At 62.9% G+C, this 18433-nt stretch carries 19 protein-coding genes; 11 read left to right on the top strand and 8 right to left on the bottom strand.

Annotation, left to right across the window (positions count from 1 at the left end):
- Positions 1–125 precede the first annotated feature (125 nt).
- Positions 126–650: a GNAT family N-acetyltransferase gene (locus tag HX812_RS03580; protein WP_080642365.1), complete on the top strand. Its 525-nt coding sequence runs from the start codon at positions 126–128 to the stop codon at positions 648–650.
- Here the strand turns inward: HX812_RS03580 and HX812_RS03575 are convergent.
- On the bottom strand, positions 597–1802 hold the full coding sequence (locus HX812_RS03575) for an MFS transporter (RefSeq protein ID WP_038844050.1): 1206 nt from the start codon (positions 1800–1802) through the stop codon (positions 597–599). The genes HX812_RS03580 and HX812_RS03575 overlap by 54 nt on opposite strands.
- Positions 1803–1921: 119 nt before the next feature.
- On the opposite strand from HX812_RS03575, the gene HX812_RS03570 reads away from it, so the two are divergent.
- Both HX812_RS03570 and HX812_RS03565 read left to right on the top strand, forming a co-directional pair.
- Positions 1922–2821: a LysR substrate-binding domain-containing protein gene (locus HX812_RS03570; RefSeq protein ID WP_038844052.1), complete on the top strand. Its 900-nt coding sequence runs from the start codon at positions 1922–1924 to the stop codon at positions 2819–2821.
- An 89-nt stretch (positions 2822–2910) separates the two neighbouring features.
- Complete coding sequence (locus HX812_RS03565) at positions 2911–3684, top strand: DUF2242 domain-containing protein (protein ID WP_038844054.1); 774 nt, start codon at positions 2911–2913, stop codon at positions 3682–3684.
- 247 nt (positions 3685–3931) lie between these two features.
- Here the strand turns inward: HX812_RS03565 and HX812_RS03560 are convergent, their stop codons facing one another.
- Together HX812_RS03560 and HX812_RS03555 are read right to left on the bottom strand one after the other, a co-directional pair.
- Positions 3932–4960, bottom strand: a complete 1029-nt coding sequence (locus HX812_RS03560; RefSeq protein ID WP_033903258.1) for an AraC family transcriptional regulator — start codon at positions 4958–4960, stop codon at positions 3932–3934.
- Positions 4957–6087, bottom strand: coding sequence for a carbon-nitrogen hydrolase family protein (locus HX812_RS03555; protein ID WP_038844055.1), 1131 nt, complete (start codon positions 6085–6087; stop codon positions 4957–4959). Before HX812_RS03555 ends, HX812_RS03560 begins: the two co-directional genes overlap by 4 nt.
- Before the next feature lie 211 nt (positions 6088–6298).
- Here HX812_RS03555 and HX812_RS03550 point away from each other — a divergent pair, with 211 nt between their 5' ends.
- Entirely contained in the window at positions 6299–8338 is a 2040-nt protein-coding gene (locus HX812_RS03550) for an NADPH-dependent 2,4-dienoyl-CoA reductase (protein ID WP_038844056.1), read from the top strand.
- Between the two features lie 57 nt (positions 8339–8395).
- On the top strand, positions 8396–9280 hold the full coding sequence (locus HX812_RS03545; RefSeq protein ID WP_038844057.1) for a 1-aminocyclopropane-1-carboxylate deaminase/D-cysteine desulfhydrase: 885 nt from the start codon (positions 8396–8398) through the stop codon (positions 9278–9280).
- Here the strand turns inward: HX812_RS03545 and HX812_RS03540 are convergent.
- From HX812_RS03540 to HX812_RS03530, 3 genes are all read right to left on the bottom strand, one after another.
- Positions 9270–9827, bottom strand: a complete 558-nt coding sequence (locus HX812_RS03540) for a cytochrome b (RefSeq protein ID WP_016976132.1) — start codon at positions 9825–9827, stop codon at positions 9270–9272. The genes HX812_RS03545 and HX812_RS03540 overlap by 11 nt on opposite strands.
- 114 nt (positions 9828–9941) lie before the next feature.
- Complete coding sequence (gene phnX / locus HX812_RS03535) at positions 9942–10769, bottom strand: phosphonoacetaldehyde hydrolase (protein ID WP_038844059.1); 828 nt, start codon at positions 10767–10769, stop codon at positions 9942–9944.
- Complete coding sequence (locus tag HX812_RS03530) at positions 10766–11887, bottom strand: 2-aminoethylphosphonate--pyruvate transaminase (protein ID WP_038844061.1); 1122 nt, start codon at positions 11885–11887, stop codon at positions 10766–10768. The genes phnX and HX812_RS03530 overlap by 4 nt, the downstream gene beginning before the upstream one ends.
- 110 nt (positions 11888–11997) lie before the next feature.
- On the opposite strand from HX812_RS03530, the gene HX812_RS03525 reads away from it, so the two are divergent.
- Positions 11998–12855, top strand: a complete 858-nt coding sequence (locus tag HX812_RS03525) for a LysR substrate-binding domain-containing protein (RefSeq protein ID WP_038844063.1) — start codon at positions 11998–12000, stop codon at positions 12853–12855.
- 99 nt (positions 12856–12954) lie between these two features.
- Positions 12955–13662 carry a YebC/PmpR family DNA-binding transcriptional regulator gene (locus HX812_RS03520; protein WP_038844064.1) on the top strand — a complete coding sequence of 236 codons (708 nt, stop codon included), beginning with the start codon at positions 12955–12957 and terminating at the stop codon, positions 13660–13662.
- A 33-nt stretch (positions 13663–13695) separates the two neighbouring features.
- Here HX812_RS03520 and HX812_RS03515 read toward each other — a convergent pair whose 3' ends face one another.
- Complete coding sequence (locus HX812_RS03515; RefSeq protein ID WP_038844112.1) at positions 13696–14979, bottom strand: protein kinase; 1284 nt, start codon at positions 14977–14979, stop codon at positions 13696–13698.
- A gap of 39 nt (positions 14980–15018) precedes the next feature.
- Positions 15019–16113, bottom strand: a complete 1095-nt coding sequence (gene zapE / locus HX812_RS03510; RefSeq protein ID WP_038844066.1) for a cell division protein ZapE — start codon at positions 16111–16113, stop codon at positions 15019–15021.
- Positions 16114–16337: 224 nt separating this feature from the next.
- Between zapE and HX812_RS03505 the strand changes: the two genes are divergently transcribed.
- From HX812_RS03505 to HX812_RS03490, 4 genes are read left to right on the top strand one after another with little or no spacing between them, the layout of a single operon-like run.
- The gene (locus HX812_RS03505) at positions 16338–16826 is read left to right on the top strand and encodes a spore coat U domain-containing protein (protein WP_177128219.1); all 489 of its coding nucleotides are present in this window, start codon (positions 16338–16340) and stop codon (positions 16824–16826) included.
- Entirely contained in the window at positions 16820–17362 is a 543-nt protein-coding gene (locus HX812_RS03500) for a spore coat protein U domain-containing protein (protein ID WP_038844070.1), read from the top strand. The genes HX812_RS03505 and HX812_RS03500 overlap by 7 nt, the downstream gene beginning before the upstream one ends.
- A gap of 18 nt (positions 17363–17380) precedes the next feature.
- Positions 17381–17923, top strand: coding sequence for a spore coat protein U domain-containing protein (locus tag HX812_RS03495; RefSeq protein WP_025999725.1), 543 nt, complete (start codon positions 17381–17383; stop codon positions 17921–17923).
- Positions 17924–17925: 2 nt separating this feature from the next.
- The gene (locus HX812_RS03490) at positions 17926–18414 is read left to right on the top strand and encodes a spore coat U domain-containing protein (RefSeq protein ID WP_038844073.1); all 489 of its coding nucleotides are present in this window, start codon (positions 17926–17928) and stop codon (positions 18412–18414) included.
- Positions 18415–18433 lie beyond the last annotated feature (19 nt).

Raw genomic sequence — 18433 nt, 5'->3', positions numbered from 1 at the left:
CCCTGAAATACAAAACGCCCAATGCGGTGCATCGGGCGTTTTGAGACTGAAACAGGTGTAAACCTATTTCAGGACTAGACACGCTAGACTCGTCGCTCGTTAACGCCAGCCAGGGAGTTTCAAGCGTGTCCATTCGAGGAATAGAGGCGTGGGTGATCCGTCGCGCGAGTGCAGCGGATGTCCCGGCAGTGTTGCAGGTGTTTGATGGTGTGATCGCCTGGTTCGTGAGTAGGGGCAATACCGCTCAATGGGGCACTGAGCCCTGGTCGGCACTGCCACGGCGAGTCGAGCAAGTCACGCAGGCTTGCGTGTTGCCGGGTGCTTGGGTAGTCGAGGCGCCAGACGGGCTTATCCTGGCGGCACTGGTGCTGGGCGAGCCGATGCCTTACGTGCCGGCAGCCTGCGAGCCGGAAGTCTATGTGCGATTGCTGATCGCCGCGCGTGACGTGCGTGCCCGTGGGCTGGGTCGACGGCTGCTGGCCTTCGCTGACGACCAAGCCCGTGCTGCTGGAGCGAGGCGCCTGCGAGTGGACTGCTATGCCGGTGGCACGGGGGAGCTTGTGCGGTTTTATGAGGCGTGCGGGTATCAGCGTCTCTCAACGTTCGAGCTGGAAGGATGGCCGGGCCAGTTGTTGGGACGCGACCTGTGAGGCCCCGATCAGTGCCAGTAGCATCAGTAGCACAATTGCCCACGGAAATGCGGTGACGCCCCAGCCCTGAAGCAACACGCCGCCCGCCAGCCCACCACCTGCTATCCCGAGGTTCCACACGGTCACCAGCATCGACTGGGCGGCGTCCGCCGACTCACCTGCTGATTTGGCTAGCGCTGTTTGCAGCAAGGCAGGCAGCCCGCCGAACGCCAGGCCCCACAACGCGACGGCGAGATAGATGACAGCGGGCACGTTCATCCAGAAGGCCAGTGCCAAGGCAATCACGCCAAACAGTGCGCAACTGATCAGCAGCAGTGCGCGCAGCCATCGATCAATCAGCACGCCGGCCAGCCAGATGCTCAACAAAGCGGCGAGGCCGAACACCAACAGCACTCGGTCGATATCCGCAGCAATGCCGGCTGGCACCAACATCGGCGCGATATAGGTGTACAGAACATTGTGGGCCAATACGTAGGTCAAGGTCACCCACAGCACCGGACGAATCCCCGGCAAGGCCAGCACTTGGTGCAGGCCCAGGCGTTTTCCAGCCGGTTCGCCAGCAAAATCCGGCAGTTGCCAACGCGCCCATACCAAGAGCACCAATGTCAGCCCTGTCATGATCGCAAAGCTCAGGCGCCAGCCGACCGCGGCCCCCAGAAAGGTGCCGGCGGGCACGCCCAGTGACAGCGCCAACGGTGCCCCAAGCATGGCCACCGCAATCGCTCGACCTTGCAGATGAGGTGCCACCATCCGGCTGGCATAACCCGCCAGAAGTGCCCACAGCAGCCCGGCAAACACGCCGGCGAAGAAGCGTGCGACGAGGGTCAGCCCGTAGTGGCTGGAAAGGGCGGTCACGCTGTTGACCAAAGCAAAGCCGGCAATGGCGATAAGCAGCAGAGGGCGGCGTCGCCAGCCTCGGGTCAACAGCGTCAGGGGGATGGCCGCCAGCAGTGACCCGAGGGCGTACAGCGTGACCAATTGGCCCACCAGTGCGGGTGACACGTCCAAGCCTTCGCCCATTTGTGGCAAGAGACCGGCGGGCATGGCTTCGGTGAGGATGGTTATGAAACCGGCGCTGGCCAAGGCCAGCAGGCCACCCAATGGCAGCGTTTCCCGCTGGACGTTCACGGGGGAATCGGTAAGGGAGGTCATCGTGCTCTATCCATGCAAAAGGGCAAGCAGGCAGGGTAGGGGGCTGTGGTCGGCGGAAAAACAGGCTAAGGTTCCGAACTTATCGGACTTCAACGTCCGCAATCATCGAGGACTTTTTCATGGACAGCCTGGGCAGCCTTTCCGTCTTCGTGCAGGTGGCGGAGACCCGCAGCTTCACCGCTGCCGGGCGTGTGCTGGGCGTATCGTCTTCAGCCATCGGCAAAAGCATTGCGCGGATGGAAGAGCGCCTGGGCGTGCGGTTGTTTCACCGCAGCACCCGCAGCATCACCTTGACCGGCGAAGGTGCGCTGTTCCTTGAGCGCTCGCGGCGCATCCTGGCTGAGGTCGAGGCCGCCGAGCGGGAGCTGACCGAAGCCAGTGCCACGCCGCGCGGCAAGTTGCGCATCAGCGTGCCGCAAGTGCGTGGCCTGTTGATGCCGGTGATCAGCGACTTCATGCGCGCCTATCCTGAGATTGAGTTGGATGTGGATTTTTCCGACCGCATGGTGGATGTGATCGAGGAAGGGTTCGACGCGGTGATTCGCACCGGCAAGCCAGAAGACTCTCGGCTGATGGCCCGTCTCCTGGGGCATTACCAGTTGGTGCTGGTGGGAACACCAGGGTATTTTCGCCAGCACGGCACACCGCAGCAGCCGCAGCAGTTGAGCGGGCATGCCTGCCTGCGCCACAAGTTTTGCGCGACCGGCAAACTGGAGCACTGGCCGCTGCGACTTGTCCCCGGCACCTCGGATCCCGTTTTGCGCGCCCCGCTGGTAAGCACCACGATTGAATCCCTCAACCACGTGGTGCACGAAGGCCTGGGTATCGCCTGTCTGCCGGACTACATGGTCAATCAGGCGGTGAACGAAGGACGTCTGCAGCGGGTGCTGGATGATTATCTGGAGCACCGGGGTAGTTTCTGGATGTTATGGCCATCAAGTCGCCATGCCTCGGCCAAACTGCGCGTGTTTATTGATCATATGTGTGCTGGGCTGTTTCCTACGGGCGGCGTCGTGTAAGGCTGTGACGTTTTACCGACAGGAATGCGCGCGCCAAGGCAGCGTTCTGTTGCACAATACCGCCCGGACCGTTTTCCTCAGGATTTTCAATGTCGACATCATTTCACTTGCGTAGCCTCGGGCTGGCGCTGGTGCTGGCGGGCGCCGCGGGCTGCTCGTCACCCAAGACCGCCATTTATGAACATGAGAATTTCGACGACTCCGGTACGTTTTCCCGGGATTACCCGGTCACTGACGTCGCAGCGTGCGAAGCCGCGCGACGTGCCTTGCTGAGCCAGGGCTACATCATCACCAGCAGCGATCCGAAACTGGTGGTGGGCAACAAGAGCTTCCAGCAGACCGGCGAGACCCATCTGCAGATCAGCTTCAACGTGGTGTGTGCCGATGATGGCAAAGGCACCCAGCATTCGACGATGTTCGCCAACGCCCTGCAGGATCGCTATGCGCTGAAGAAGGTCAACAACTCCGCGAGCCTGGGGGTGGGCGTGCTGGGTTCGGTGTCGATGCCGATCGGCTCCACCGATGACTCCATGGTGAAGGTGGCCAGCGAGACGGTGTCGGCGCCGAAGTTCTACGAGCGTTACTTCGCGCTGGTGGACGTGTTCCTGCCGCAAGAGGTGAAGAAGGCCGAGAACATTCCCGAGAAGCCCAAGGCTGAGCTCGGCGTGCCGGAACCTAAAGCCGCACCCGCCGCCGAGAAGGTCGAGCCTGCGAAGGAAGAGCCCGCTGTTTCACAGCCGGTAGCACCACCCGTCGAGGCTGCGCCGATTGCGCCGCAGGCCGAGCCTGCACCCGCCACCAGCAACCCGGACCTGCCACCGCCGACGGAAGCGATTCCACCGCTGCCGACACCCGCGCAGTAATTCGGTGAGGCTAAATCCGCACAACGCTGCTACGTTTGATACTTGAGTGCAGGAACGTCATGACGCCGACATTTTTTCGTCATGACGGCACTTTAGGCTGGTGATGCAGGTCATTTACCTGCAGCCACTCTTAACTCAAGAAGGAGTCCACCATGGACGATTACCAGGAAGAACTGCTGGAGTACCACGCGATTGAGTTGGACCCGCTGGAACCGGCTGACGACGCTACAGAGCTGTAATACCGACTTCAGGCGGAATGCCGCTGACTGCGGCGAAATTCCCCTGGGGTCTGGTTGTTCCATCGCCTGAAGGCCCGTTGAAACGCCTGGGCCGAGGCAAAACCGAGCAAGTAGGCGATCTCGCCGAACGCCAGTTCCGTATCGCGGATGTAGGTCATGGCCAGGTCGCGGCGGGTGTCATTGAGAATCGCGCGGAACTGAGTGCCTTCGTCGGCCAGTTTGCGGCGCAGCGTCCAGGTGGGCAGCTTCAAGCGTGCCGCCACTTCTTCCAGGTCGGGTTCCCGGCCGCCATTGAGCATGGGCCCGAGCAAGCGGGTAATGCGCTCGCGCAGGCTGCGGGTGCGGGTCAATTGCTCCAACTCTCTCTCACAAAGTTGTAACAACAGGTTCCAGGTGCTGGGGCAATGCTGTGGGTTGCGCAGGGCCAACGTCTGCTGGTTGAGGCGCAGTTGGTTGGCCTCGGCACCGAAGTGGATGTCTCCCAGCACGCTGTACTGATCGCTGTATTCCGGTGCCTCGAACTCGATGTCGATGCGCTGCGCCTGCACCGGTTGCTGGGCCAGGCTCGACAGTTGATGCAGCCAGCCGGCGATGATCGAGTCCACCACAAAGCGGTTGTAGGCGTTGTAGGGGCTGATGGAATAGAACCGCAACCAGGCGCCTTCGGCATCTTCGGCAAAGCTCGACTGCCCGCGATAATTGGAGCCGTACAGCGCTTCAAAGCGAGTCAATGCGCGCGCCGCCTCACGTACGTTAGGCGCTTGCGCGGCAGTGACGCCCGCCAGCCCGGCCTGGCTCAAACGGCTGAGCTGGCCCATGCGCAGGCCCAGGCCCGCGTCGCCGGTCAGTTGGATGGCGGCATGGCCCAGGCGCATATAGCGCGGGATCGACAGGCGGGCACCCGCTTCAGCGAGGCGTGCCGGGTCGAGGCCGTATTGCAGCAGTAGCGGTTGCGGGTCCAGGCCGTGGCTGTGAATGGCATCCGCCAGGGTGTGCACGAAGCCCACCGACAAATCTCCCAGCCGTACGGGCTTCACAGCCAGATATTCAACAGGCGCGCGCCACGGGCTTCCCCATCGGCGTTGACTTGCCCGTTGCTGCTGAGAAAACTGTGCCCGGCCGTGCCCAGGTCCCAGAACTGGCCCCGCAGGAACACACTCATGCCGGCGCTGGCCTGGCTGACCGGGGGCTGGCTGATCAGGGTCAAGCGACGCCACGCTTCGCCCTCACTGAGTTCTTCGGGCTTGAGGCTGATTTCGGTCGGCGTGGACACGCTTTTGAAGCCGCGCCAAGGGCGGTCCCAGGTATCCCGGCCCAGCACAAAGGCCGGCACTGCAATCAGCTGGGCGCCTTGTTCGTTGAGTTTGCGGTAGTTGTCCGGGTACCAGCTGTCGCTGCCCACCAGTACACCCAAGCGGCCAGCCGGGGTATCGACCACGCTGACGACGTTTTCATCACCCGGCTCGATAAAGCCGCGCTCGTCATAGATCGGGTAAAGCTGGCGCTGCGGATCGCCGATCGGCAAGCCATCGGCGGCAAACACCACGCTGGCGTTGTACAAGGCGCCATGGCCGACGCGCAGTTGGCCCTGGCTGACACTCGGGTTGGGCAGGGTGATGGAGCCGGCCACCAAGGTGACCCCGAACTCCTTGGCCAGGCCACCGAACAGCACTTGATAGTCCCGCGCCATGCCGTCGGCTTTCATGCGCAGGTAGGCGTCGTCGGTGCGGTTGTCGCCGGTGGCGCTGATCCAGGCGCGGGCGAACAGCAGCGGGTTACTCACCGACAGCCAGTTCATCGCATCCTTGGCGTGGAGGGCTTGGTACACCTCGTTCTTTTCGCCGGTGAGCATCAGCCAGGTGCCGATGTGTTCAGGCAGCACCACGATGGTCTTGTCGTTGATCAGCCCCTGGTCGCGGGCTTTTTGCAGGTAGGCCGCGAGCTTCAAGTGCAGCCGTTCCAGGCTCTGGTAATCGGCGGGGAACAGCTCCGGCTGGATGCCCAGCAGGTTGCCTCGGTCGGCCGGCAGGCCTTCGTTGACGGCGAGGGTGATGCGCAGGTCCGACAGGTAATGCGCCACGGGGCGCTCCTGGGTCCAGACCAGATACGCGGCGACGGCGGCAACCAGGGCCATGGTGACGGTAAAAGCGAGAAGTTTACGCATGGGGCAACAGACAACAGACCGTGTGTAGGGTTCGCGACTAGGGTAGGGCCCATGAGCGGGCTTGCCAAGGGGCGCTGTGCATTTGGATCAATAACTTGTCAGTTTCAGTCATTGAGCCGTCGTCCACTGCCTCTTAGTCTGTGGGACATAAACCGATGGCAGGCCATTCGAGCCTGCCACGTCCCGTGATGATCCGTTGTGGAGCTTGACCATGACCGCTGCTGCCTACCCGCACCTGCTGGCCCCGTTGGACCTGGGTTTTACCACCTTGCGCAACCGCACCCTGATGGGGTCGATGCACACCGGCCTGGAAGAAAAACCCGGCGGTTTCGAGCGCATGGCGGCCTACTTTGCCGAGCGCGCCCGTGGCGGCGTGGGCTTGATGGTCACCGGCGGTATCGGCCCGAATGATGAGGGCGGTGTTTACGCGGGCGCAGCCAAGCTGACCACCGACGAAGAAGCGCAGAAACACAAGATCGTGACCCAGGCCGTGCACGAAGCAGGCGGCAAGATCTGCATGCAGATCCTCCACGCCGGCCGGTATGCCTACAGCCCCAAGCAGGTAGCACCGAGCGCGATCCAGGCGCCGATCAACCCGTTCAAGCCCAAGGAGCTGGACGAAGAGGGCATCGAAAAGCAGATCCGGGATTTCGTCACCTGCTCGCTGCTGGCCCAGGTGGCTGAGTATGACGGCGTGGAAATCATGGGTTCCGAAGGTTATTTCATTAACCAATTCCTCGCGGCCCACACCAACCACCGCACCGACCGTTGGGGTGGCAGCTACGAAAACCGCATGCGCCTGGCCGTGGACATCGTGCGCCGTGTGCGTGAGGCCGTGGGCCCGAACTTCATCATTATCTTCCGCCTGTCGATGCTCGACCTGGTGGAAGGCGGCAGCACCTGGGAAGAAATCGTGCAACTGGCCAAGGCCATCGAAGGTGCCGGCGCGACCATCATCAACACCGGGATCGGCTGGCACGAAGCACGCATTCCGACCATCGCGACCAAGGTGCCCCGTGGCGCATTCAGCAAAGTCACCGCCAAGCTGCGCGGTGCGGTGCAGATTCCGCTGATCACCACCAACCGTATCAACACCCCGGAAATCGCCGAGCAAATCCTTGCCGAAGGCGACGCCGACATGGTCTCCATGGCGCGGCCATTCCTGGCCGACCCGGACTTCGTCAACAAGGCTGCCGCCGGGCGTGCCGATGAGATCAACACCTGCATCGGTTGCAACCAGGCCTGTCTGGACCATACCTTCGGCGGCAAGTTGACCACCTGCCTGGTCAACCCTCGGGCGTGCTACGAGACTGAACTCAATTACCTGCCGGTCAAACAGATCAAGAAGATCGCCGTGGTGGGTGCCGGTCCTGCGGGCCTGGCGGCTGCCACGGTGGCGGCAGAGCGCGGGCATCAGGTGACCCTGTTCGATTCCGCCAGTGAAATCGGCGGCCAGTTCAACATCGCCAAGCGTGTGCCGGGCAAGGAAGAGTTCTTCGAAACCCTGCGCTACTTCAAGCGCAAATTGCAGACCACCCACGTCGAACTGTGCCTCGACACCCGTGTGGATGTGGCGCAACTCACGGCAGGCGGTTACGACGAAATCATCCTCGCCACCGGCATTGCACCGCGTACCCCGGCGATTCCTGGCATTGAGAATGCCACGGTGCTGAGCTACCTGGATGTGATCCTGGAGCGCAAACCCGTGGGCAAGCGCGTCGCGGTGATCGGTGCCGGCGGTATCGGGTTCGACGTCTCGGAATTCCTCGTGCACCAGGGCGTGTCCACCAGCCTGGACCGCGAAGCGTTCTGGAAGGAATGGGGCATCGACACCCAGCTGCAAGCGCGAGGCGGCGTGGCCGGGATCAAGGCCCAGGTGCATGCCCCGGCGCGTGAAGTGTTCCTGCTGCAGCGCAAGGCCTCCAAGGTCGGCGACGGCCTGGGCAAGACCACCGGTTGGATCCACCGCACCGGCTTGAAGAACAAACAGGTACAGATGCTCAACAGTGTCGAGTACCTGAAGATCGATGATGAAGGCCTGCACATCCGCATTGGCGCCGAAGGCGAACCCCAGGTGCTGGCGGTGGACAACATCGTCATCTGCGCCGGCCAGGACCCGCTGCGCGAATTGCAGGACGGCCTGGTCGCGGCCGGCCAGAACGTGCACCTGATCGGCGGCGCCGACGTGGCGGCCGAGCTGGACGCCAAGCGCGCCATCAACCAGGGCTCGCGCCTCGCCGCCGAGCTGTAAGACCCGAAGCGGGGCGGTGTTAGACTACCGCCCCGTTTTTCATGCAGGTCCCTCCCAATGGGTCCCTTCGATTGGCTGCCCCACGCACCGCTTGAACCTTTGCGCCTGGATTGGCTGGGAGGTGTCGAGCTGGCCGTGTTGCGCCTGGACCGCATCGACCCGCTGATCAGCGGCAACAAGTGGTTCAAGCTCACTGGGCACTTGGCGCAGGCGCAAAACGCTCGCGGCATCATCAGCCTGGGCGGTGCCTACTCCAACCATTTGCATGCGCTGGCGGCGGCGGGCAAACGCTTTGGTTTCCCCACGGTTGGCCTGCTGCGCGGGCATCCTCAAGACACTCCCACAATCCAAGACCTGGAAGCCTTCGGCATGCAGCTGCATTGGCTGGGGTATGGCGGCTATCGTGCGCGGCATGAGCCGGGCTTTTGGCAACCTTGGCGCGAGCAATATCCCGATCTCCATCCCGTGCCCGAAGGCGGTGGCGGGCTTGCCGGTGCCATAGGCTGTGGTGTGCTGGTCGAGCAGGCTCGCGCGCAGTTACCCACGCTGGGCTGGGCGGATTACGACGCGTGGTGGTTGGCGGCGGGTACGGGGACGACCTTGGCCGGTTTGGTGCTGGCGGAAGCGGGCGCGCACCCGGTGTATGGCGCCATGGCGGTGCCGGATGACCACGGCGTGGCACAGAACGTCGACGCCCTTGTGCAGGGCGGCTATGAGCTGCTGGACGCCAGCCGAGGTGGCTTCGCCAACGTCGACCCGGTACTGCTCGACTTCATCGACGCCACGCAACAAGCCTGCGGCTTGCCCTTGGAGCCGCTCTACACCGGCAAGGCCTTACTCGCATTGAAGCAACAGATCGAGGCCGGGCGCTTCACCCCCGGCACTCGCCTGATCTTCGTCCACACCGGCGGCCTTCAGGGCAACCGGGGCTTCATGGGTTAGCGCGCTTGCCTGGCATCATGCGTAACGCCGTGTTGTCCCGCAGGATGTAGTGGTGGGCAATCCCCGCCAGCGCATGCAGCCCGATCAGCCAATAACCGACCTTGCCGAACCACACATGCCAGCCTTCGATCTCCTTGGCCAGTGCCTTGTTCTCACCAATCAACGGCGGCAATTCCATCCCGTAGAACATCACCGAATGCCCCTCGGCACTGACGATCAGCCAACCGGCAATCGGCATGCCGATCATCAATGCGTAGAGCGCGACGTGCATCAGGGTCGCCAACAGGCTCTGCCATTGCGGCGGTGCCGGTACGATCTTCGGCGCCACGCCAAGGCTGCGTGCGAACAACCGCAACCACACCAGCACAAACACCGTGAGGCCGAACATAAAGTGCATCTCGACGATCAACGTCCGCGCACCGCTGCCTTTGGGAAACTGGCCGCGTAGTTCAATGCAGGCGTAGACCACCGCCAGCAGCACCACCATCAACCAGTGCAACGCGATCGACATGGTGCTGTAACGTGTATCGGAGTTTTTCCACGGCATCGCTGGTTTCCTCACTCATCAGGGCAAACGTCCATTCTTTGGTGATGGAGTCCTTTAACTGTATGCCGGTTTTGAGCGGTTTGCCTGGCGTAAATGCCGTGGTTTTGACCTCGGTCAGTGGCTCTGCGGCATTTCCCCACGGGCCAGCCGTGCGTTGATGTCGCTGATGACCGCAGGCAGGTCATTGAGGGTGTCGATCAGGTAGTGCGGGCGCGAGCCTTCGAACATTGCCTCGATGCGTTGGCGCTCGCTGGCCAGGGTCGCGGCGTCCAAACTGCGGAACTGTTCGTAGCTCAGGCCCAGCGCATTGCCGGAGCAGGTCAGGGCCACGGTCCACATGCCGGCGCGACGGCCTTCGAGGATGCCTGGCACGGTGTCGTCGACCTTCACGCACGCCGCCACATCATCGATACCCAGCGCGATCACGTTGGCCAGGGCCTGGGCCGGCCAGGGGCGACCGTTGGGCACTTCATCGGTGGCAACCACGTGGTCGGCGATGTAGCCGTTGGTGGCGGCCAGGGCGACGACTTTATCCATGACTTGCTTGGGGTAGCCGGAGCAGGAACCGATCTTGATGCCTTGCACACGCAGCCGGGCAATGGTGTCGAGGGCGCCGGGGATCAGCGCCGAGTGTTCGGCGATCTTCTCGATCTGCAACGGCATGAAGCGCTGGTAGATGGCGGTAACGTCGTCATCGGTTGGCATGCGGCCGAACGCCTTGCGGTAGCGTTCGGCAACCTGCGGTTGGTCGCAAAGGGTGCGGATGTGGTCCCACTTGCCCATGCCCATCGGGCCACGGGCTTCTTCGATGGAGACTTGCACGTCGAACTCGGCAAAGGCCTCGACGAAGATCTGCGTGGGAGCGAAAGAGCCGAAATCGACCACGGTGCCGGCCCAGTCGAGGATCACCGCTTGCAGGGTGTTGGGGTTCTGATAGTTCATGCGTGTGCTCCGGAAGAAGAAAGGGTGATGCCCATGGCGTGCAGTACGTCGGCGATGGCGGTGACGGCGGCGTGCATGTCGGCTGCATCCACATGCCCGATGCAGCCCACGCGGAAGGTGTCCACCTGGGTCAACTTGCCCGGATACAGGATGAAACCCTTGGCCTTGACCCGTTCGTAGAAGTCCTTGAACTGGTAGCGCGGGTCGTGCGGGGCGTGGAAGGTGACGATGATCGGCGCCTGGATTTGCGCCGGCAGGAAGCTGCGCAGGCCCAGTTCGGCCATGCCGTCGAGCAGTGCCTGGCAGTTGCGTGCATAGCGTTGATGGCGGGCGGGCAAGCCGCCTTCCTCGGCGTATTGCAGCAGCGCTGCGTGCAGGGCCGCCACCACGTGGGTTGGCGGGGTGAAGCGCCATTGGCCGGTCTTGGCCATGTAGGCGTGCTGGTCGAACAGGTCCATCGCCAGGGAGTGGCAATTGCCTTGGGCCGCAGCCAGTGCCTGTTTATCGGTGAAGACAAAACCCATCCCCGGTACACCTTCCAGGCACTTGCCTGACGCGGCGATCAGCGCATCGAACGGTACTTCGCGGGCATCGATGGGCAGCGCGCCGAATGAACTCATGGCGTCGATGATCAGGCGCTTGCCGTGGTGCTTCACGACCTGGGCGATCTCGGCCAGCGGATTGAGGATGCCGGTGCTGGTCTCGCAATGGATCAGCGCGACGTGTGTGATGGTCGGGTCGGCTTGCAGCAGGCGGTCCACATCGGCAGCGGTGGTGGGTTGGTCTTCGGCGGTTTCAAAGGTGCTGAACTCGCGGCCGAGCACTTCGCAGATTTTCGCCAGGCGTTTGCCGTAGGCGCCGTTGATCAGCACCAGCACCTTACCGTTGCGCGGCACCAGGGTGCCGACGGCGGCTTCAACGGCGAAGGTGCCGCTGCCTTGCAACGGTACGCAGTAGTGGCTGGCCGCGCCGTCGATGATTGCCAGCAACTGCTCGCAGACGCTGGCGGTGAGCTGGTTGAAGCGGTCGTCCCAGGAGCCCCAATCCACCATCATGGCCTGGCGGGTGCGGGCGGAGGTGGTCAGCGGGCCGGGCGTGAGCAGGATGGGCGTCGTCATTACAAGTCCTCGCGAAGCATCGGATGAATCTACGGCGCCTAAATTGCAGTTTGGCTTGTCATCAATCAAATTGTTTGTTGTTATGCGAGCTATCAGTGAGGCCGATAGCTATGAACCTGTTTCAATTGCGTGCGTTCGATGCCGTGGCCCGCGAGGGCAGTTTTACCCGTGCGGCGGCGCGGCTGTTCATCAGCCAGCCGGCGGTGACCGGGCATATCAAGGCGCTGGAAGAGCACTACCAGATTCCGTTGCTGCGCCGCACCGCCAGGCGCGTGGAGTTGACGGAGGAGGGCGCGCGGTTGGCGGCGATCACCCGGGCCATCTTCGGCCTGGTGGACGAAGCGCAAACGATGCTGGAGGCCAATCGCCAATTGCTCACCGGGCGTCTCGAAGTTGCAGCGGATGGCCCGCATCTGGTCATGCCGATGATCGCCAGCTTGCGCGCGCGCTACCCCGGCATCACCGTGAACCTGCGCTTGGGCAATGCCCAGGAAACCTTGGCGGCGCTGTTGTCCGAGCATGCGGATGTGGCGGTGCTTACCGAGGTGGAACCACGCAATGGCCTGCACCTGCAGCCTCTGAGTGAATCACGGATTTGCGCGCTGGTGCCGGCCAGTCACCCGTGGGCGGCGCTGCCCAAGGGGATCCGCCTGGAGCAGCTCAATGAGGTGATCATGGTGCTGCGCGAGCCCAGTTCCATCACCCGGCGTACGTTCGATGACGCCTGTGCCGCAACCGGCGTACAGCCTAAGGTGCTACTGGAGTTGGACAGCCGTGAAGCGGTGACCGAAGCCGTCGCCGCTGAGTTGGGCGTAGGCGTGGTGTCGTCCATGGAGGTCAGTCCGGACCCGCGCGTGCGTGCGGTGCCGGTCCAGGGCGATGGGCTGGTGAACCGGCACATGCTCGGCTGCATGGAGCGACGTCGGTCGTTGCGCCTGATTCAGGCGTTTTTCGAGTTGGCGCCCTGACGGTTTTTTGGTGGAACGTTGCGTTTTTGCGCTATAAACTCTGCCCCCAAAGCGCCGGCCAGTAGACGTTTGGGCGCGATGGACAAAAGAGAGTGAGTCATGGGCGCACAGTGGAAAGTCAAACATAAAGAAGCGGCAGCCAATGCCAAGGGCAAGATCTTCGGCAAGCTGGTGAAAGAAATCACCATCGCCGCCCGCAACGGCGCCGACACCTCCACCAACGCCCACCTGCGTCTGGTGGTGGAACAGGCCAAAAAGGCCTCGATGCCCAAGGAAACCCTGGACCGCGCCATCAAGAAAGGCGCCGGTCTGCTCGGCGAAACCGTGCAATACCACCGCGTCACCTATGAAGGCTTCGCGCCGCACCAGGTGCCGCTGATCGTCGAGTGCGTGACCGACAACATCAACCGCACCGTGGCGGAAATCCGCGTGGCCTTCCGCAAGGGCCAACTGGGCGCTTCCGGCTCCGTGGCCTGGGACTTCAACCACGTCGGCCTGATCGAAGCCTCGCCGGACAGCCCGGACGCCGATCCGGAAATAGCCGCCATCGAAGCCGGTGCCCAGGATTTCGAAGAGGGTGAAGAAGAAGGCACTACCCTGTTCATCACCGAGACCACCGACCTCGATGCCGTACAAAAAGCCTTGCCGGAGCAGGGTTTCACCGTGCTGTCGGCCAAGCTGGGCTACCTCTCGAAAAACCCGGTGAGCGGTTTGAGCGATGAGCAGATGGCCGAGGTTGAAGCCTTCCTCGAAGGCTTGGACAACCATGATGACGTGCAGGATATGTTTGTCGGGTTGGCGGGCTAAAAAAACCTCTCGGGAGTCCGGCCCGCCGGGCTCCTACAGGGTCTGCGTTATTTCGTCGAACCCCGGCCGCGCCAACACATCGGGCTGACAGCAGCGTATTTGCAGCGCGACCAGCCCATCACTTACCTGATCCTCAACCCGCTCCAACAACTCCCCCAGCAAAATCCCAAACGCCCGCACTTCAATCCGCTGCAACGCCCTGGTTTGCACGCTATCCGCCGTGGCATGGAACGACGCCGCGCCAAAATCCCCCAGCAAACAGTCGCCGGCTGCATTCCACAGAATGTTGTGGCCATACAGGTCGCCATGGGTGATGCCGTGCCGGTGCAAGTGCGCGGCAACCGACGCGATACCTCGCGCTATGCGCAGTGCCACTTCCAGGCTGAAGCGCGTAGCCGGTTCATAGATGTCGCGGGTGCACGACGCCAGGCTCGGCAGGGCCGCGAGGTTGCGGTAGCTCGGGTCGATCAGGTCCATGACCAGTGCGGCCTGTTCATCCGGGTGGCCGACCACGCGGCCCTCTACCCTGATCAGGTTGGGGTGCAGCCCGGCGGCGATGCAGGCCTGCATTTCATGCAGCGGCGAGCCGTCGCTGGTGATGCTGCCTTTATAGAGTTTGACCGCAACGGGCTGGCCTGACGGTTTCCACAGGGCTTTGCGGATAACGCCGGAAGCGCCTTCGCCGAGGACTTCGGCCAGTTCCAGTTCGGACCAGGGAATATTCGGCGTGGCGTCATCGGTCGTTACGTCCACGGCCATTTCCACGGGGTTACCGGCATAGGCCAGCCAGGTCAGGCTCGGCAGTGCCAGCAGCCAATCCGGCAATTGGGTGAAGCGGTTGGAGGCGATGCGCAGCAATTCAAGATTGTGGCAGTTGGCCAGACTTGCCGGCAGGTGCGCCAGTTGGTTGCCGGCCAGCATCAGTTTTTGCAGGAGCGGTCGCTTGCCCAGTTCTTCGGGAAGTTCGCTGATATGGTTGTCGGTCAGGATCAACCAGCGCAACAACGGCGGCAACGCGGCGGGGGGCACGTAGCTGATCTGGTTGGCCTTGAAGCCGATCATGCTCAGCTTGGCGCATTGGCCAAGGCTTGCCGGCAACTCGGTGAACCGGTTGTCCGAGCAGAACAGCACGCGCAGGTGGGGCAGGCGGTGCAAGTCGTCGGGCAGTTGGCTCAGGGCGTTACCGCTGAGGTTGAGGATCTCCAGGGAGTCGGCCAGTTCGAAGATTTCCCGAGGGAATTCAGTCAGCCCGCAGGACAGATCCAGGCGGGTGATACCGGCCAATTGGCCGGCCTTGAGTTGGGCGAGGGTATGCATGAACGGCGCGGTCACTCGGCTAGAAGGCGTAAATGACGCTCATGATACCGGTTCGTGCGCGGGTTGCGGGTCAGCCTGTTGCAATTGTCCCAGACGGCTGGCAGTGCGGGCGAGGTCGATAGCCTGGCCGCCCAGGGCAATCGTGAGGGGCTGCTCGCCGATCAATATCAGGTGCTTGTCGCGGTCGTAGAGCACATCCACCAGGTTGATAAAGCGTTGCTGCACGGCGATCGGGCAGTCCGCCAGTTGCGGCAGGCCGTCGATCATCCAGTGATCGTAGTCCTGGCACAGCAGCAGGTAGTCCATGACTGCGGTCAATTGCTCGCAAAGATCGCTGAAGGTGAACGCGATGGAGCGGCCTGCGTGGCGGCGGCAGATCAAGGTCCGGTTGCCGACGGCCAGGGGCTGCGGCGGGCAGTCGGCAGCGGGAAGACCCAAGGCTTCGCGCTGGCTCGCCTTGCCTGGCCAAACGTACTGACCGCTGGTGAAGCGTTGTGCGCTCTGGGCCTGGGGCAGGCTGCGAAAATCCTGGGGCGAACTGACTTCCAGCACCTCCATGCGTGCATCGATCAGGTCGATCACCGGTTTGAAGCGCTCGTGGTACAGCGGGTTGGGCAGAAGCCCCTGTGGCGCATAGTTGGACGTTACCAGCACCAGCACGCCGCGTTGGAACAAGGCTTTGAACAGCCGCGTGATCAGCATGGCGTCGCCGATGTCGTGGACGTGAAACTCGTCAAAACACAGCACTCGGCAATCCGTCAGCAGTTCATCGAGGGTCACGGCCAGCGCATCGTTCTGCTCACGATGCGTGAACATGCCGCGATGCAGTTGGGCGAAAAAATCATGGAAGTGCACGCGCTGCTTCTCGGCCATTGGTAACGCCTGGAAGAACCCGTCCAGCAACCAGCTTTTGCCGCGTCCCACCGGCCCGTGCAGGTACAGGCTCCGGGTGGGCTGGCCGGCGAGCAGGAGGCGGGTTTCTCGGGCCAGGGCAGCGATGGCTCGGGTTTGCCCGGCGCTGAGGGTATACCCCTGTTGCTCGGCTTTTTGCTGGAAGAACGCAGGGATGGGCGAGGCGTCGAGGGCGTCGGTTTTCTTACCGAGCAGGCGACGGATCAGGGAAAACGCGGCCAATGCAAATCACTCTGTGTTTCGGTGGTCGCCCACTTTAGGGCGACGGCTGCGTTTTGACCAATAGAGAAGGGCGCTGCATGCCATCTCGAAAAGGCATGTCACGGTTGTAAACCTGCCCAGACTGGCAGTTTCTCGCTGAGTGACTAACCTCCTACACAGCAGTCACCCCTGTACAAGGATTTGGGGCAGTGAAGGGACGAGCAGTATTGGCAGTCATGGGCGCGATGCTCTGCAGCACGGCTTCAGGTGCACAACTCCAGGTGGAGGTGCGTATCGACGTGCAGCGGGGCTGCCAGCTGGTGGGCACCACCCGCAGCGCTGGCATCGAGCAACTTGGCGTATTGGATTTCGGCAGCGGCGCGCGTCTGGATGACCCGGCCGGGCCCCTGAGTGCGGCACTGATCAGCCAGCGCCAGCCGCGCCTGGAGTGCAACCCCGACACGCCGTATCAGGTGCGCGTAGATGGCGGCCTGCACGGCGGCACCGGTGAAGTGCGTTACCTCAGCGCCACCCCTTCGATAAAACCCATTCCCTATCGTATTTATGCCGACGCCGCGCGGCGCGTGCCGTTGCCGGTGGATGTGCCGATCAGTGGTCGCGTGCCGGACGCAGGCTTCGTTGACCTGCCGCTGTATGGCCGCATCGAGCCGCTCAAGGACATCCCCGCCGTCGGCCGCTACACCGACCTGCTCAAGGTCACGGTCACATGGTGAGCCGCTATCTGGCCGTTGTGGCCATGGGCGGCCTGCTGGTGCTGGCGGATGACGCGCAGGCGGCTGTCGCGACCGGGTTTATCCAGGCGCGGCTGGTGATCACCGCCAGTTGCGAAGTGAGCAAAGGCGTCGAGAGCGCGCCGGTCAACCCCACGGGCGGTACGGCGATGCTCGACTTCGGCAGCCAGGGCCCGACCTGGAACAACACGCTGGGCGCAGGCGTCACCGATGGCGAAAAAGCGCCGTTGGCGGTGTCGTGCAACCCGTCCGTCTCGAGCTTTACCGTGACCATCGACGGCGGCACCAACGGCGATGGCACCACGCGGCGCCTGAGCAATGGGCGTCAGATGATTCCGTATCGGCTGTCCGCCGATCCACAGGGCCGCAGCACCTACAGCATCGGCCAGCAACGCAATTTTGTCGTGGCCAAGGGCACCCAGATACCGATCCCGGTGTTTGGCTCCGTGGTGGCAAATACCAGTGCCTTACCGGCAGGGATCTACACCGACACGTTGACGGTGACACTGGACTGGTAACTCAAGAGGATGAACACCATGCATGTACTTGTTTCGCGATTAGGCGCTTGCGCGCTGGGGCTGGCGATGGCCTCCAACCTCAATGCGGCAACCACGGTCACCGGGCAGATCACCTCCAGCCTGATATTGATCGCGAGTTGCCAGGTCAACGGTTCCGGGGCGGCGACCGGGCTGAACTTCGGTAGCTTGAACTTCGGCACCACCAACAGCCTGTTCACCAACGCCGATGCCCAATTGCTTGGCGGCACCGGCACCGGCGGGGCGCTGTCGATCCTGTGTTCGAGCGGCACCACGCCAGCGGTCAAGGTGCGCGCGGGTGCGCATGACGGTGCCTCTCCCGGTGGCAGCCGTGCATTGGCCGACGGTGCGGGCAACTTCGTGCCCTACGACTTCTACACCGACAGCGGCCACTCCGCGCTGCTCGCGATTGACGGCGTGATCACCCTCGCCACCAGTACCGGCGTGGCGCAGACCGTCAACCTCTACGGTCGGGCGGTGGGCAAGGCGGGGCTGCCAGCCGGCACCTACACCGACACCGTGGCTGTGGAACTGACGTTCTAGCGATGTGGCTCAGAGCGTTGCTGGCCTGTGCGCTGGCGGTGCCGCTGCCGTTGTCGGCGGTGACCAGCCAGAGCTTTCAGGTGAGCGCGACCATCACACCGGGTTGCCTGATTGTGGGCGGGGGCTCCAATTACGGCGCGCTGACCTACGGCAGTTATTCGGCCCTGGCCACCAGCACAGTCACGGCGGCGCTGACCGGGGGCGTCACCTTGCAATGCACGCCGGGGGTGACGCTGAGCATGAGCGTCGACGGCGGCCTGCACAGCAGCACCGGGCGCAATTTGCAGCTCAACAGCGGCAGCGCGCGGGTGGCTTACCAGCTGTTTCGGGACGCGGCGTTCAGCCAAAGCCTGGGGATCGGCCAGAGCGTCAACGTGGCCTACAGCGATGCCAATAACATCAACCTGCCCATTTACGGGCGGGTGCAATTGCCGGGCAATCAGCCTGGGGGGACATACAGCGACACGCTGCAGGTGCAGCTGACGTGGTAAGGCTATCGGTATAAGGAGT

The organism is Pseudomonas sp. IPO3749 (assembly GCF_013386605.1).
Taxonomy (GTDB): domain Bacteria; phylum Pseudomonadota; class Gammaproteobacteria; order Pseudomonadales; family Pseudomonadaceae; genus Aquipseudomonas; species Aquipseudomonas azotoformans_A.
Note: the sequence above shows the minus strand (reverse complement) of the source record. Positions and strands in the feature narration are given on the sequence as shown.